Annotated in this window: 13 protein-coding genes and 1 tRNA gene; 7 read left to right on the forward strand and 7 right to left on the reverse strand. The window is 72.6% G+C overall.

Annotated elements, in window-relative coordinates; translation table 11 throughout:
• Positions 1–189 precede the first annotated feature (189 nt).
• From ABZW14_RS32435 to ABZW14_RS32450, 4 genes are read left to right on the forward strand one after another with little or no spacing between them, the layout of a single operon-like run.
• On the forward strand, positions 190–996 hold the full coding sequence (locus tag ABZW14_RS32435; RefSeq protein WP_355354411.1) for a DUF881 domain-containing protein: 807 nt from the start codon (positions 190–192) through the stop codon (positions 994–996).
• On the forward strand, positions 993–2621 hold the full coding sequence (locus ABZW14_RS32440; protein WP_355354414.1) for a class E sortase: 1629 nt from the start codon (positions 993–995) through the stop codon (positions 2619–2621). Before ABZW14_RS32435 ends, ABZW14_RS32440 begins: the two co-directional genes overlap by 4 nt.
• 3 nt (positions 2622–2624) lie before the next feature.
• On the forward strand, positions 2625–2900 hold the full coding sequence (locus tag ABZW14_RS32445) for a hypothetical protein (protein ID WP_355354417.1): 276 nt from the start codon (positions 2625–2627) through the stop codon (positions 2898–2900).
• A gap of 4 nt (positions 2901–2904) precedes the next feature.
• Positions 2905–3555 carry an aminodeoxychorismate/anthranilate synthase component II gene (locus tag ABZW14_RS32450; RefSeq protein ID WP_355354420.1) on the forward strand — a complete coding sequence of 217 codons (651 nt, stop codon included), beginning with the start codon at positions 2905–2907 and terminating at the stop codon, positions 3553–3555.
• Positions 3556–3638: 83 nt separating this feature from the next.
• On the opposite strand, the gene pknB is transcribed toward ABZW14_RS32450, so the two are convergent.
• The 7 genes from pknB to ABZW14_RS32485 all read right to left on the reverse strand — a co-directional run bounded on the left by pknB (position 3639) and on the right by ABZW14_RS32485 (position 12565).
• Entirely contained in the window at positions 3639–5468 is a 1830-nt protein-coding gene (gene pknB / locus ABZW14_RS32455) for a Stk1 family PASTA domain-containing Ser/Thr kinase (RefSeq protein WP_355354423.1), read from the reverse strand.
• Positions 5465–6820, reverse strand: coding sequence for a serine/threonine-protein kinase (locus ABZW14_RS32460; RefSeq protein ID WP_355354426.1), 1356 nt, complete (start codon positions 6818–6820; stop codon positions 5465–5467). The genes pknB and ABZW14_RS32460 overlap by 4 nt, the downstream gene beginning before the upstream one ends.
• 1 nt (position 6821) lies before the next feature.
• Positions 6822–8324: a penicillin-binding transpeptidase domain-containing protein gene (locus tag ABZW14_RS32465; protein WP_355354429.1), complete on the reverse strand. Its 1503-nt coding sequence runs from the start codon at positions 8322–8324 to the stop codon at positions 6822–6824.
• On the reverse strand, positions 8321–9697 hold the full coding sequence (locus tag ABZW14_RS32470; protein WP_355354450.1) for an FtsW/RodA/SpoVE family cell cycle protein: 1377 nt from the start codon (positions 9695–9697) through the stop codon (positions 8321–8323). The genes ABZW14_RS32465 and ABZW14_RS32470 overlap by 4 nt, the downstream gene beginning before the upstream one ends.
• Positions 9698–9836: 139 nt before the next feature.
• Positions 9837–11288: a PP2C family serine/threonine-protein phosphatase gene (locus ABZW14_RS32475; protein ID WP_355354432.1), complete on the reverse strand. Its 1452-nt coding sequence runs from the start codon at positions 11286–11288 to the stop codon at positions 9837–9839.
• Positions 11285–11770 (reverse strand): FHA domain-containing protein, encoded by a 486-nt coding sequence (locus ABZW14_RS32480; protein WP_088959602.1) that lies wholly within the window; start codon positions 11768–11770, stop codon positions 11285–11287. Before ABZW14_RS32480 ends, ABZW14_RS32475 begins: the two co-directional genes overlap by 4 nt.
• A 6-nt stretch (positions 11771–11776) precedes the next feature.
• Positions 11777–12565: a DUF3662 and FHA domain-containing protein gene (locus ABZW14_RS32485; RefSeq protein ID WP_355354435.1), complete on the reverse strand. Its 789-nt coding sequence runs from the start codon at positions 12563–12565 to the stop codon at positions 11777–11779.
• 209 nt (positions 12566–12774) lie between these two features.
• On the opposite strand from ABZW14_RS32485, the gene ABZW14_RS32490 reads away from it, so the two are divergent.
• The 3 genes from ABZW14_RS32490 to ABZW14_RS32500 all read left to right on the forward strand — a co-directional run bounded on the left by ABZW14_RS32490 (position 12775) and on the right by ABZW14_RS32500 (position 14844).
• Positions 12775–12860: transfer RNA gene (locus tag ABZW14_RS32490), tRNA-Leu, on the forward strand.
• A gap of 71 nt (positions 12861–12931) precedes the next feature.
• Positions 12932–14041, forward strand: coding sequence for an NAD-dependent epimerase/dehydratase family protein (locus tag ABZW14_RS32495; RefSeq protein ID WP_355354438.1), 1110 nt, complete (start codon positions 12932–12934; stop codon positions 14039–14041).
• The gene (locus ABZW14_RS32500) at positions 14038–14844 is read left to right on the forward strand and encodes a WecB/TagA/CpsF family glycosyltransferase (protein ID WP_355354441.1); all 807 of its coding nucleotides are present in this window, start codon (positions 14038–14040) and stop codon (positions 14842–14844) included. The genes ABZW14_RS32495 and ABZW14_RS32500 overlap by 4 nt, the downstream gene beginning before the upstream one ends.
• Positions 14845–15018: the final 174 nt, after the last annotated feature.

Raw genomic sequence — 15018 nt, forward strand, 5'->3', positions numbered from 1 at the left:
CCGGGCGCGGGGGCGACGGTCCATGGCCAATAATGTTCGACAGCTAGCGTAGTCCCGACGGACCGTCCAGGCCACGAATGGGGTCAGGCCGGTGCGCGGAGTGACCGAAAAGGGTGGGACTTTTCGGGTCGAGCACACCGGTCCGTGCCGTCACGGGCCGGAACGAGACGACGGGAAAGGGAACGCCCGGTGGAGTACACGTCCGGCGCCGCCTCCTGGCAGAAGGTCCTCCGGCGCGCGGTGGTCGGCCTGCTGCCCCGCCGGCCGCGCCAGCGCCGCCCGGGCTGGTCGATCGGCGTACCCCTGATCGCCGCCGCGGCCGGGCTCCTGTTCACCACGACCGCGACCACCGCCGGCGGCACCGCGCTGCGGGAGGACCGGCGTCCTCAGCTCACCCAGTTGATCGAGGACCGGCGCGAGCAGGTCGCGGCCAGCGAGGCGAAGGCCGCCCGGCTGCGCGCCGAGGTGGAGGAGCAGACCGGCGAACTGGCCGGCGCCGACGGCCCGATCAAGGCCCAGCGGGACCGGGCCGCCGCCACCCGGCAGGCCGCCGGATTCACGCCGCTCACCGGCAACGGCATCACCATCGAACTGAACGACGCGCCCCGGCGGGCCGACCAGACCCTGCCCAAGGGCGCGAGCAACGACGACCTGGTGGTCCACCAGGGCGACGTCCAGGCCGTCGTGAACGCCCTCTGGGCGGGCGGCGCGGAGGCCATGTCAATCATGAATGTCCGCGTGCTCAGCACCAGCGCGGTACGCTGCGTCGGTAACACTCTGCTGCTGCACGGCCGGGTGTACTCCCCTCCTTTCAAGATCGTGGCAATCGGCGACCCCGCCGCCTTCCAGCGGGAACTCGCCGCGTCCAAGGGAGTCCGGTTGTTCAGGGAAGCCGTCGACCACTACCAGCTCGGCTACTCCGAGACCATCTCCACGGTCACCGTGCCGGCGTTCGAGGACTCGACCGCGCTGCAGTCGGCGAAGGTCCCCCGGTGACACCGGACGACAACCGGGAGCGGGACGGCCGCCATCGCGACCAGAGCGACGACGCGACCGCCTTCCTCCCGAAGGTCGACCGGCCGGCACCCACGCCACCCGGCCCCCCGCTCGACCTGCCCTGGCCGGACCGGCCCGCGCCCCCGCCGACCGCCGACCACCGGCCGGCCGGCCCGCCCCCGGCGACCGCCGGCCGTCGGCCGGCCGGCCCACGCCCGCCGGCGGAGCCGCCGCCTGCCTGGCCCGGCGGTGACCGGCCGGGCGACCGGAGCCCGGCGGCCCCGGCCCGGCCCGAGGGGCGTCCGCCCGCCGCGCCACACGGGTCCACCGACGGCCCTGGCGGCCGGGTCGACCGGCACCAGCCCGGCGCGGGCGCGCCCGCTCCCGCCCCGCACGGCTACCGGCGCAGTGGTGGTGGCATCGACGGACCCGCCAGGACACCTGCCGAGCCCGGGCGCCGGTTCGACGCGCCGACCGCCGAGACACGGCCGTCCAGCCCGGCCGACGCGCCCACCGCGTTCATCCCCCCGCTCGGCGACCGGCCGGAACGCCGCCCCGCCGGCGGGGGGCTGCGTCCCGGCGCGCCGGGCGCCGGCGTACCCCAACCGACCGGCCCGGCCGACCGCGGCCCGGCGGCGAACGGCCCGGCGGCGAACGGCCCAGCGCGGCCAGCGGCCAACGGCCCGGCTCGGTCGGCGGCGAACCTCCCGGCGGACCCGGGGGCGACCGCCGTGATCCCGGCCGTGAGCCGCCCGGCGGCCCGCCCGCCGGCGCTGGACTCCACCGCGCTGATGGGTGCGGTGCCCCCGGCCCCGGAGACCGGCGACGACGATCAGGCCGGCCCCCCGGCCGAGCCGCCGCGGCCCCGCCGGGGCGAGCGGGTCGTCCAGCTGCGGCCGGAGCAGACCGGCGAGGGGTACAAGAGCGTCTACTCCGAGCTGACCCGCCCCACCGTCGGCTCCCGGCTCCGGACGATCGTGCGGGGCACCGGCGAGGTGCTGATCACCTTCGGCCTGGTGGTGCTGCTCTTCGCCGGCTACGAGATCTGGGGCAAGACGGTGATCGTCGACGCCCATCAGAACGATCTGAGCAGCCAGCTCGCCCAGGAGTGGGGAGCGGACCCGACCGTCGGCCCGACCACCGGGCCGAGCGCCAAGCCGAAGCCGCCCGCCGAGGGCAAGCCGGTCGCCGGCCTCTACATCCCGAAGCTCGACAAGCACTGGGTGGTGGTCGAGGGGGTCACCCCGGACGACATCCGGTACGCCCCGGGCCACTACCCGAAGAGCGCCATGCCGGGCCAGGTGGGCAACTTCTCCGTCGCCGGGCACCGCATCCGGGCCACCTTCTGGCGCCTCGACGAGCTGGACTCCGGCGACGCCATCGTGGTCGAGACCCAGACCGAGTGGTTCATCTACAAGGTCTACCAGCAGCGGATCGTCAAGCCCTACCAGGTCGAGGTCGTCGCGCCGGTGCCGGGCAAGCCGAACGAGGCGCCCAGAGAGAAGCTGCTCACCCTGACGACGTGCAATCCCAAGTTCGACAACTACCAGCGGCTGATCATCCACGCTCGGCTGGACCACGTCCAGGCCAAGACGGCGGGCCGTCCGGCCGAGCTGGAGGGCTGAGACGTGTACGGATGGATCTGGCGGAAGCTCCCGCTCGGGCTGCCCGGGAAGCTGATCGGCTCGGTGCTGCTGGCCGCCGCGACGGTCGCCCTGCTCTGGTTCGTGGTCTTCCCGTGGGCCGAACCCCTCCTCCCGTTCGACGACGTGCAGGTGACCCAGGATTCCGGCGTACCGGGCGACGGCGGCGGGCTCACCGAGCCGAGCGAGCGGCCCTCCGAGGAGGAGATCCCGTACAGCACCGAGTCGAACAACGCCCCGCCCCCCACCCCGAGCAGGTGACCCGATGCGCGTCCTCGTGATCGACAACTACGACTCGTTCGTCTTCAACCTCGTGCAGTATCTCGGCCAGCTCGGCGTGGACTGCGACGTGCGGCGCAACGACGAGATCGACGTGGCCGAGGTGGGCCGGGTGGGCGCGACCGGCGTGCTGCTGTCGCCTGGGCCGGGCAGCCCCGACCGCGCCGGCATCTGCCTCGACGTCATCAAGGAGTACGCGGGCAAGCTCCCCCTGTTCGGCGTCTGCCTCGGTCACCAGGCGATCGGTCAGGCGTTCGGCGCGACCGTGACCCGGGCGCCGGAGCTGCTGCACGGCAAGACCTCCGAGGTGCGGCACCAGGGCGTGGGCGTGCTCGCCGGTCTGCCCGACCCGTTCACGGCCACCCGCTACCACTCCCTCGCCGTGCTGCCCGAGACGCTGCCCGACGAGCTGGAGGTCACCGGCCGCACCGCCTCCGGCGTGGTGATGGCCATGCGGCACCGCACGCTGCCGATCGAGGGCGTTCAGTTCCATCCCGAGTCGGTGCTGACCGAGGGCGGGCACCTCATGCTGGCCAACTGGCTGGCCGTCTGCGGCCACCCGGAGGCGCTGGAGCGGGCTCCGGAGCTGGCCGCCGAGGTGGATGCCCGCCGCCGGGCCGCGTTCGCCGCCGCCTGAGGGTTCGTCTACGCCCAGCTACGCGAAGTGGCGGTGTCCGGGTCGACCGGGCACCGCCACTTCGCCTGTCTGGAGCTGTGGGGTCAGGGCTGGCTGAACCTCGTCGGCGGCGTCACGGTCGGGAACGGGAAGCCACCGCCGCCACCGCCGGTGCCGGGGGTGGTCGGCGTCGCGCCCGGCGACGGGGTGCCCGGGCTGGCGCTGTCGGTCGGCTCGGGCAGCGGCACGTCCACCTCGATGGTCACGCTCCTGCCCTTGGCCAGCTTGCTGCCGGCACGGGGGTTCTGGCTGCTCACCTTGCCCGCCTGGTCGGGCGCGACCTCGTTACCGTCGCGAACCTTGACGTCGTAGCCGGCATCCTTCAGCCGCTTGGTGGCCTGCTCCTTCGTGTAGCCCAAGACGTCGGGCACCTCGTTCACATTGCCCAGGGAGACCTTCACCTTGACCGTGGAGTTCTCGGGGACCTTGCTGCCTTCGTCGGGGTCGACCCGGAGGACGATGCCCTTCGGGGCGCTGTCGTCCACTTCGTCGACGTCGAGCTTGAGGCCCAAGCCCTCCAGTTGCGACCGGACATTCGTGAGTTGCGAGTTGACCAGGCCGGGCGGGATGGTGACCTGCTTCGGTCCCCCGCAGATCTGGACCGTGACCGCGCTGTTCTTGTCCACCTGCTGGCCGGATGCCGGGTTCTGACCGACCACGGTGCCCTTGTCGCAGGTGGCGTTCTGCACCGGCTCGCCGGCGGTGAACCGCAGACCGGCCTGGGTGAGCGCGGCCTGCGCGTCAGCCTGAGTCCGGCCCTGTAGCTGCGGCACGGAGACCTTCTCGGCGCCGGTCTGGTTGAGCCAGAGCGCGGTGGCCAGGGCGATCACCGCGAGCACGCCGAGCGCCGCGAACGTGGCGATCACCCAGGAGGAGCTCTTGCGCTTGCGTGCGTCGCCGACCCGGGCCGGGGCCTGCTGGCGGGTCTGCGGGCCCATCACCTGGGTCTGCTGGTAGCCGCCGCCGGCCGCGGCCGGCGCCATCGGCATGGTCTCCTCGGCCGGCATGACCGGGGTGGCCAGCACCGGCCGGCCGGCGGCGGCGCGGAGCAGGTCCGCCCGCATCTCGCCGGCGCTCTGGTAGCGGTTCAGCGGGTTCTTCGAGAGCGCCTTGAGGACGATGGCGTCCACGGCCGGGTTGACGTCCGGGTTGATGGTGCTCGGTGTGGGCGGCGTCTCCCGTACGTGCTGGTAGGCGACGCTGACCGGGCTGTCCCCGACGAACGGCGGGTGCCCGCAGAGCAGCTCGAACAGCACGCAGCCGGCCGCGTAGACGTCGGAGCGGGCGTCGACCGCCTCGCCGCGTGCCTGCTCCGGGGAGAGGTACTGCGCCGTGCCGATGACCGCGCTGGTCTGCGTCATCGTGGTGGCGCCGCTGGCCAGCGCCCGGGCGATGCCGAAGTCCATCACCTTGACCTGGCCGGTCTGGGTGAGCATCACGTTGCCGGGCTTGATGTCCCGGTGGATGATTCCGTGCCGGTGGCTGAACTCCAGCGCGGCGCACATGTCGGCGCAGATCTCCAGCGCCCGGCGCGGCTGGAGCCGGCCCTCGGCGCCGAGCACCTCCTTGAGGGTCCGCCCGTTGACGAACTCCATGACGATGAACGGCAGCGTCTCGCCGGTCGGTGCCGTCTCCTCGCCGGTGTCGTACACGGCGACGATGGCCGGGTGGTTCAGCGAGGCGGCGTTCTGCGCCTCCCGGCGGAACCGCATCTGGAAGGTCGCGTCCCGGGCCAGGTCGGCGCGGAGCATCTTGATCGCGACATCCCGACCGAGCCGGAGATCGCGACCGCGGTGCACCTCCGCCATGCCGCCGTAGCCGAGCAGCTCGCCGACCTGGTACCTGCCACCGAGCAGGCGGGCCTGCGCTGTCATCGCGTCTCTCGTCCTTCGCTCGTCGTCGTCTCGCCGCCAGCCGGCTGGAGCCGTACCCCACGACGGTACGACGTGGGAAGCGGATAGTCGCCCCCGTGGGCCCGCACCGCGCCGGAGGTCACGCCCACCGGAACGAGCGCGCCGGGGTCACCGGCCGCCGCGTTCTTCCGGTAGTAGTACGAAATCACGCCCGAGCAGAGCACGACCAGCACGGCCACCACGATGGCGGCGACCCAGCGACCCGCGGTGGAGCGGCGCGGAGCCGGCGGCGGAGCGGCGGGCGGGCGGGCGTACCCGAGCGGGTTGTGCTGCCGGGGCGGCGGAACAGCCGCCGCGCCGCGCGGTGCCACCGGCGGGCGCGGCTGCGGGGCCGGCGGTGCCACGGTGGCCGGGCGCGGCGCCATCGGCGGGCGGGCGGCCACCACGGGCGGGCGGGGCTGCGGCCGCGTGGCCGTGGGAACCTGCGCGCGGGCGGCCGGCGCGGCCGGCGAGGCGGGTACGCCGGAGATCGGGTGGCCACCCCGCGCCTGCTGCGACAGGGCCAGCTTGGCCTGCCGGGCGACGCTCGCCAGGCCGGCGGCGCTGGGCCAGCGGGCCGCCGGGTCCTTCGCCAGGGCCCGCTCGACGATGGCCCGGACCTGCGGCGGGATGTCGGCGGGTAGCGGCCGGGGCGTCTCGCGCACGTGCTTCATGGCGATCTCGAGCGGGTTGTCCCCCTCGAAGGGCCGCCGGCCGGCCAGGCACTGGTACGCGACCACGCCGAGCGCGTAGACGTCGGAGGCGGGGGTGGCGACGGCGCCGGTGGCCTGCTCGGGCGAGATGTAGGAGGCGGTGCCGAGCACCGAGCCGGCGGCGGTGAGCTGGCCGACCAGGTCGGAGCGGGCGATGCCGAAGTCGGTGAGCACCAGCGTGCCGTTCGGCCGGACCAGCAGGTTGCCCGGCTTCACGTCGCGGTGCACGATGCCCTTCTCGTGCGCGGCGTGCAGCGCGTCGGCGGCCTGGGCCAGCAGGGCCATGGTGCGGGCCGGGGTGAGCCGGCCGACCCGGCTCAGCGTCGAGGAGAGCGCGTCGCCCTCCACGTACTCCATGACCAGGAAGGCGATGTGCTGGTCGCTGCCGAAGTCGTAGACGTCGACCACGCCGGGGTGGTTGATGGTGGCCATGGTGCGCGCCTCGCCGCGGAACCGCTCGGCGAAGCCCGGCTCGTCGAGCAGGGCCGGGAGCAGGCTCTTGACCGCGACGGTGCGGCCCAGCACCTGGTCGGTGCCGCGCCAGACGTCACCCATGCCACCGCTGGCGATCCGCTCGTCGAGGCGGTAGCGGTTGCCGAGCTGTACTCCCGGGCTGAGCATCTCAGCGGCCTTCCGCGATGGCCGCCGCCATGATCCGGCCGGCGATCCGGGCCGCCTCGGCGCTGCCGCCGCTGCCCGCCTGCTCCAGCTCCACGCACACGGCCGAGACCGGGGTGCCGTTCTTGTCCAGCGCGAAGCCGATGAACCAGCCGTGGTCCGGCGTGTTCGGGCCGGACTGGGCGGTGCCGGTCTTGCCGCCGACGGTGTAGCCGTCGATGGCGGCCTTCCGGCCGGTGCCCTCCTTGACGACGTTGACCATCATGTCGCGCAGGTCGCCGGCGACCTGGCCGCTGACCGGCTGGCGCAGCTCGCGCGGCTTGGCGGCGTCGTAGACGGTGGTGCGGTCCGGGCCGAGCAGCTGCTTGACCAGGTACGGCCGCATCTGGCTGCCGCCGTTGGCGACGGTGGCGGCGATCAGCGCGCCCTGGAGTGGGGTCATCCGCACGTCGCGCTGGCCGATGGAGGACTGGGCCAGGGCGGCCGGGTCGGTGCCGCCACCGGGCGCGGTCATCTCGCCGGTGTGGCTGGCCGCCACCGGCAGGCCGCCCTTCTCGCCGGTCTCGCCGACGGCGAGGTCGTCCTGCTCGAAGCCGAACGCGCGGGCCTTCTCCTTGATCTTGTCGGCGCCGAGCCGGACGCCGAGCTGGGCGAAGCCGGTGTTGCAGGACTGGGTCACCGCCGTGCGCAGGGTGACCTGGGCCTGCGGGCAGATCGACGGGGCGGCGTTGCGGATCGGCTGGCCCGAGGTGGGCGGCGTGTAGCTCGACCCGGCCGGGATCTCGGTCTGCTGGGTGACGCCGTTCTCCAGTGCCGCCGCGGCCACCACGATCTTGAAGGTGGAGCCGGGCGGCAGGGTCTCGGCGAGCGCCCGGTTCGCCAGGGGCCGGTCCTTGTCCTTGTCGAGCTTGTTGTGTTCCCTCGTGGCCTCGCTGGTGTCGTGGCTGGCCAGCGGGTTCGGGTCGAAGCTCGGCATGGAGACCAGCGCCTGCACCGCCCCCGTCCGCGGGTCGATGGCGATGGCCGCCCCCCGGGTCGCACCGACCTGGTTGTCGTTGAGCTGCTTGTACGCCGTCTCCTGGGCCCGCTTGGACAGCGTCAGCAGCACGTTGCCGCCACCGGTCTGGTCGCCGGTGAACATGTCCTTGATCCGGTTGGCGATGAGCTGGTCGCTGGTGCCGGCCAGGAAGTCGTTCTCCAGCCGTTCGATGCCGGTGTCGCCCAGGTTGACCGGCTTGTAGCCGAGCACGTGCGCGTACATGGCCCCGCCCGGATAGCTGCGCTGGAACTTCAGCTTCCCGCTGGTCTCCTTGCTGAGCGCGACGGCGGTGCCGCCGACCTCGATGTTGCCGCGCTTGCGCTCGTACTCCGCGACCTGGACCCGGCCGTTGTAGTCGCTGTTGCGGTACTCGTCGGCCTTGTAGGCCTGGATCCAGTTCAGGTTGGCGAAGAGCAGCCCGAACAGGATCATGACGACGACGCCGACGCGGCGCAGGGGTGCGTTCACGGCCGGATCACCTCCGTGGGGGCACCGTGCAGCTGCTCCGGCGGGCCACCGGCCGGCCGGGCCGCCGGGCCGCCTCCGGTCACCGGGCGGCGGGCGCCGTCGGAGACCCGGAGCAGCACCGCGATCAGCAGCCAGTTCGCCATCAGCGACGAGCCGCCGGCGGAGAGGAACGGGGTGGTCTGGCCGGTCAGCGGGATGAGCTTGCTGATCCCGCCGACGATGACGAAGACCTGGAGACCCAGGGTGAAGGCCAGCCCGCCGGCGAGCAGCTTGCCGAACGAGTCCCGGACCGCCAGCGCGGCGCGCAGGCCCCGCTCGACGATCAGCAGGTAGACCACCAGCAGCGCGGAGAGGCCGAAGAGGCCGATCTCCTCGCCGATGCCGGCGAAGATGAAGTCGGTCTGCACCTCGGGCAGCAGGGTGGGCTGGCCGCCGCCCGGGCCGGCCCCGAACAGGCCGCCGGTGCCGAGGGTGAGCAGGCCCTGGACGAGCTGGTAGCCCCGGTCGTACGGCTCGGCGAAGGGGTCCAGCCAGATCTGCGCCCGGTCGTAGAAGTTGGCGAACGGGCCGCCCACCGTACTGCCCAGCACGTATGCCAGGTAGGCGCCGCCGAAGAACAGGATCAGACCGATGAGCAGCCAGCTCACGCGTTCGGTGGCGATGTAGAGCGTCACCACGAACATGCCGAAGTAGAGCAGCGACGTGCCCAGGTCCTTCTCGAAGACCAGCACCAGGAGGCTGATCAGCCAGACCACGAGGACCGGGCCGAGGTCCCGCCCGCGCGGGAAGTCGACGCCGAGCACCCGGCGGCTCGCCAGCGAGAGCACCTCCCGCTTGCGGACCAGGTAGTAGGCGAAGAAGGCGAGCAGGGCCAGCTTGGCGAACTCACCCGGCTGGATGGAGAACCCGCCGAGGCGGATCCACAGCTTCGCGCCGTTGATCTCGGAGAACCGCCCCGGCAGCACCGCCGGGATCATGACCAGCACGATGCCGGCCAGCCCCAGGGTGTACGCGTAGCGCGACAGCGAGCGGTGGTCCCGCATGATCGCGAGCAGCGCGGCGGCCAGGATCACCGCACCGAGCGTCCAGGCGAGCTGCCGCCCGCCGGTGCCGGCGAAGATGGCCAGGGTCTCCCGCTGTTCGGGGGCGGCCTTGGCCAGGTCGTAGCGGCGCAGGAAGCCCACGCCGATGCCGTTGAGCAGGGCGACCGCCGGCAGCAGCGCCGGGTCGGCGAACGGCGCCAGCCAGCGGATCACCAGGTGCAGGCCCAGGAAGACCAGCCCCAGCGCGGCGGCCGGGATCCAGAAGTCCGGGGTGACGGTGTCCAGCACGTTCGCCTCGACCGTCGCCGCGTACGCCGCCACCAGGACCATGGCGAGCAGGAGCAGGGACAGCTCGGCGTTACGCCGGGACCGGGCCAGGCGCACGCCGGGCTGCTCGCCCGTCGAGGCGGGCGAGGCGGCCGGTACGGCGGCTGCGGTCACGGGTGTGTCCTCGGGGTCGAGCCGGCGCTCACTCGGGCGACCGGCAGCCGGTCGGGTCGACCGGCGGCACCGTGTCGGAGGGGACGGCGTCGGGCGTGGTGGTCGGCGTCGGCGTCGGCACCGCGGTGGCCGTGGCCGTCGCCGTGGCCGTGGCCGGCGGGACGGCGCTGCCGCTGACCGCCGGGGCCAGCGAGCCGCCGGTCACCGACGGGCTCGGGGTCGGGGTCGCCGAACCGGCCGCCGGGGTGGGCGGGCAGAGCGGCTTCAGGTTCGGGTTGGCCGGGTCGTCGCTGGTCAGCTCGGCCAGCCGGCGCTCGGCGTCCGGCTCGCTCCGCGCCTGGATGCCCTGCTTGACCTGCTCCTGGGCGGCCAGGGTGAGGTCGTCGAGCTTGGCGTCGCTGGTGGCGTGCACGTTGGACAGGTCGAGGCCGGCGACCTGGCCCGGAACCCCGCGGAACACGGCGAGCTGCCCGTCGTCGGTCGCGCCGACGTAGTACTGCCGCTGGGTGTAGCTCCACCCGCCGAAGACGCCGCCGCCCACGATGACCAGCAGCGCGAGCAGCATGGCCGCGGTGCGCAGCGGGTGCCGCCGGCGCCGCTCGGGCTCGTCGTCGCGGTTGTCCGCCGGTTCCTCCGGCGCGGGCGCGCGGGGAGCCGACAGCGCCGAGGCGCGGGCCGCCGGGGTGGAGACGTCGGCCGAGGTGGCCATCCCGCGGTCCCGGGCGGCGGCACCGCCGACGATCGGGGACGCCTCGACGATGTCCTGGTCGGTGGCGTCCGCGATGATCACCGTGATGTTGTCCGGGCCGCCGCCGCGCAGGGCGAGCTGCACCAGGCGCTCCACGCACTGCTGCGGGTCGGTGTATTCGCGCATCGTGTCGGCGATGGTGTCCGCGCTGACGACCCCGGAGAGGCCGTCCGAGCAGATCAGGTAGCGGTCGCCGGGGAGCACCTGTCGGACGCTGTATTCCGGGTCGATGTCCCGGCCGTCGAGCGCGCGGGTGAGCAGCGAGCGCTGGGGGTGGCTGCTCGCCTCCTCCGCGCTGATGCGGCCCTCGTCGACGAGCATCTGGACGTAGGTGTCGTCCTTGGTGATCTGGGCGAACTCACCGTTGCGCAGGAGATAGGCCCGCGAGTCACCGATGTGGACCATGCCGAGCTTGCTGCCCGAGAAGAGGGTCGCCGTGAGCGTGGTGCCCATCCCCTCCAGCTGCGGGTTGGCGTCCACGGTGTCGCGGAGCTGCTGGTTGGCGGTGCCCACGGCGGAACGCAACGCGTCGACGAGGGCGTCACCGGGGACGTCCTCGTCGAGCGGCGCCATGGCACCGATGACGATGTTGCTGGCGACGTCACCGGCGGCCATGCCGCCCATGCCGTCGGCAACGGCGAGGAGCCGCGGCCCGGCGTAGACGGAATCCTGGTTACCGTCTCGGATCAGACCGCGGTCGCTGTGGGCCGCATAGCGCAGGGTCAGAGTCATGGCCGTAATTCGAGGGAAGTGCGGCCGATCCGGATCGGCACGCCGAGGGGGACGGGGGTTGGTCCGGTGACCTTAGCGCGATCCAGGTAGGTGCCGTTAGTCGATCCGAGGTCCTCGACGAACCACTGACCCTCGCGCGGCACGAGCCGGGCGTGCCGCGCCGAGGCGTAGTCGTCGGTGATCACCAGGGTCGAGTCCTCGGCGCGACCGATGGTGATCTGAGCCTCGCCCAGGGTGATCCGGGTGCCGGCCAGTTGGCCGGCGGTGACCACCAGCTGGTGCGCCGCTCTGCCCCGCTTCACCTTCGCCGGCTTCGCCGCCTGCCCGGTCGAGGCACCGACCGCACGCGGCGCGGCCACCAGGCGACCCGACCGGGCCCCCGCGAAGAGGTCCCGGCGGATCACGCCGACCACCGTGAACACGAAGATCCACAGCAGGATGAGGAACCCGAACCGCGCGACGGTGATGACGAGTTCCGGCAAGGCGGGTCAGCCGTCCACGCGGAAGGTCAGGGTGGTCGTGCCGAGCTGGATCATGTCGCCCGGGTTGAGGGCGACCGCGGAGACGCGCTGGCCGTTGACCATCGTGCCGTTGGTGGAGCCGAGGTCGGTCAGCACGACCTGGCCGCCGTCGAAGTCCAGCCGGGCGTGGCGGCGGGAGATGCCGACGTCGGGCAGGCGCAGGTTGGCCTGGTCGCCGCGGCCGATCACCGTCGAGCCCATCTGGAGCGGGTAGGTGCGGCCGTCGCCGGAGACCAGGCGGACGTTGCGGCCGCCGCCGTGCCCCGGCGGCGGGCCGTAGCCGCCGCCCTGGTCGTACGCGGGGTAGGCCGGGCCGGCGTCGTAGCCACCGGGCGCGGAGACCGGGGCGACGTCGCCGCCGGTGTAGACCTCCGCGGTGACCCGGAACATGCCGGTGTCCAGCCCCTCACCGCGCTCGACCTCGACGATCACGTCGCCGTAGACCGTCCACGCCTGCTCGCCGATGAACTCCGCCTGCGACTGGGCCAGTTCCTGGGCCAGCGCGGCGGCGTACGGCGCCAGCCGACTGTGGTCGTACGGCGAGAGATCGATCACGTAGCGGTTGGGCACCAACGTGCGCCCACCGGCCAGGATCGCCTTGTGCGCCTCGGCCTCCCGCTGCATGGCGTTGAGGATCTCCACAGGGTGGACCACCCCTTTGAAGACCTTGGCGAAGGCCCCCTCGACCAGGCCTTCCAGACGCTTCTCGAAGCGTTGCAGCACGCTCACCGGCTCCTCCTCGGGTTCCGAGGCCATGATGGTATCCGGACACCGCCTCCGCAGCTCACACGCCGCTCGGCCGGGGGCCGGCGGCCCGTTCGTGACCAGCCCCGCGGACGTGCTAAAGTTTCGTCCGCCACGAACGGTGATCGCTCGTGGCGATGACCGGGATCAGCGTAATATGTCCGGGCACCCGCCGCAGACGGCGGGAGCGGGATGAGATACGGTGTTGCAGGTCAAGCCACGGGGAAGTGGCGGAATGGCAGACGCGCACGGTTCAGGTCCGTGTGCCCGAAAGGGCGTGGGGGTTCAACTCCCCCCTTCCCCACCATCACGAGGGCTCCGCATTGCGCGGGGCCCTCGCGCCGTATCGGGGCGTGCCGGACGTCACGCTATGCTCCGATGGTTTCCCTGCCCCCGATGGACCAGGAGTGGCGTGTGAGTGTCGCGTTGGTGACCGGCTCGGGCGGTCTGATCGGCTCCGAGGCGGCCCGGCACTTCGCCGGCCTCGGTCTCGACGTGGTCGGCATCGACAACGACATGCGGCGGTACTTCTTCGGCGAGGACGGTTCGACCGCCTGGAGCCTCGACCGCCTCGCCGCCGAGCTGGGCCGCGCCTACACCCACCACGCCGTCGACATCCGCGACCGGGACGGGCTGGAGCAGGTCTTCAAGAAGTACGGGTCGGACATCGCCGTGGTGATCCACAGCGCCGCCCAGCCGAGCCACGACTGGGCCGCCAAGGAGCCGTACACCGACTTCGACGTCAACGCGGGCGGCACCCTCAACGTGCTGGAGAACACCCGGCGGCACGCCATCGACGCGCCGTTCATCCACTGCTCGACCAACAAGGTGTACGGCGACCGCCCGAACACGTTGCCGCTGGTCGAGCTGGAGACGCGCTACGAGCTGCCCGAGGACCACCCCTGGTACGACGGCATCACCGAGGACATGTCGATCGACGAGTCGCTGCACTCGATCTTCGGCGCCTCCAAGGTCGCCTCGGACGTGATGGTTCAGGAATACGGCCGGTACTTCGACATGAAGACCGCCTGCTTCCGGGGCGGCACGCTGACCGGCCCGGCACACTCCGCCGCCGAGCTGCACGGCTTCCTGGCCTACCTGATGCGCTGCGTCATGGAGGGCCGCACGTACAACCTCTTCGGCTACAAGGGGAAGATGGTCCGGGACGCGATCCACTCGCGGGACGTGCTCACCGCGTTCGAGGCGTTCTTCCGCGAGCCGCGCTCGGCGCAGGTCTACAACCTCGGCGGGGGCCGGCACTCGAACACCTCGCACATCGAGGCGTTCCGGATCGCCGAGGACATCACCGGCCGGGTGGCGAAGATCAACTACGTCGAGCAGGCCCGCACCGGCGACCACCAGTGGTACGTCAGCAGCATGGCCCGGTTCGAGGAGCACTACCCGAACTGGAAGATCACCTACGACGTGCCGATGATCCTCCGCGAGATCTACGAGGCGAACGTCGACAAGTGGGTGCCAAAGGCATGATCACCGGCACCAAGCGGAACGTGCTCGGCGTACTCGTCGACGCCACCGACTACGCCCGGGCGACCGAGGCCGTGGTGGCGGCGGCGCACGACCGCCGTCCGCTGGCCCTCACCGCGCTGGCGGTGCACGGGGTGATGACCGGGGTGCTCGACCGGGCGCACAACGCCCGGCTCAACTCCTTCGACGTGGTCACCCCCGACGGGCAGCCGGTGCGCTGGGCGCTCAACCTGCTGCACGGCACCGGCCTCACCGACCGGGTCTACGGGCCGGAGCTCACCCTCCGGGTGCTCGCCCGCTTCGCCGACGAGGGGCTGCCCGTCTACCTCTACGGCTCCACCGAGGAGACCCTGTCCCGCCTGGTCCCGGCCCTGGAGCGGAAGTTCCCGGCGCTGAAGATCGCCGGCGTCGAGCCGTCCAAGTTCCGGTCGCTCCAGCCGGGCGAGGACACCGAGATCGCCGACCGGATCCGGGCCAGCGGGGCCCGGCTCGTTCTGGTCGGGCTGGGCTGCCCCCGGCAGGAGATCTTCACGTACGCCATGCGGCCGCTGCTGGACATGCCGCTGATGGCCGTCGGCGCGGCGTTCGACTACCACGCGGGCCTGCTGCGCAACCCGCCGCCGTGGATGCAGCGCGCCGGCCTGGAGTGGTTCTGGCGGCTCGGCCTGGAGCCGAAGCGGCTCTGGCGCCGCTACCTCATCCTCAACCCGGCCTATCTGGCCCGGCTCGCCGCGCAGAAGACCGGCCTGTGGAAGGCCACCCCGCCGCCCCCGGCCACGGAACGCCTCGCCACCTTCGACGTCTGAGCCCGCGACGACGTCCGGCGGCCACCCCGAGGGGGACCGCCGGACGCCGGTGGGAGAGGTTGGCTCAGGAGACGTTCAGCGCGGTGTCGTCGAGGACGAACGAGGTCTGCAGGGAGATGTCCTCGGTGCCGGTGAACTTCAGGGTGACGGTCTGGCCGGCGTAGGAGGCCAGGG

The organism is Micromonospora sp. NPDC004551, assembly GCF_040609975.1.
Lineage (GTDB): Bacteria > Actinomycetota > Actinomycetes > Mycobacteriales > Micromonosporaceae > Micromonospora.

Coding starts and splice junctions, on each gene's coding strand:
- ABZW14_RS32450 (WP_355354420.1), top strand. CDS start 2,905: ATGCGCGTCCTCGTGATCGACAACTACGACTCGTTCGTCTTCAACCTC.
- pknB (WP_355354423.1), bottom strand. CDS start 5,468: ATGACAGCGCAGGCCCGCCTGCTCGGTGGCAGGTACCAGGTCGGCGAG.
- ABZW14_RS32460 (WP_355354426.1), bottom strand. CDS start 6,820: ATGCTCAGCCCGGGAGTACAGCTCGGCAACCGCTACCGCCTCGACGAG.
- ABZW14_RS32470 (WP_355354450.1), bottom strand. CDS start 9,697: ATGGTCCTGGTGGCGGCGTACGCGGCGACGGTCGAGGCGAACGTGCTG.
- ABZW14_RS32475 (WP_355354432.1), bottom strand. CDS start 11,288: ATGACTCTGACCCTGCGCTATGCGGCCCACAGCGACCGCGGTCTGATC.
- ABZW14_RS32485 (WP_355354435.1), bottom strand. CDS start 12,565: ATGGCCTCGGAACCCGAGGAGGAGCCGGTGAGCGTGCTGCAACGCTTC.
- ABZW14_RS32495 (WP_355354438.1), top strand. CDS start 12,932: ATGGTTTCCCTGCCCCCGATGGACCAGGAGTGGCGTGTGAGTGTCGCG.
- ABZW14_RS32500 (WP_355354441.1), top strand. CDS start 14,038: ATGATCACCGGCACCAAGCGGAACGTGCTCGGCGTACTCGTCGACGCC.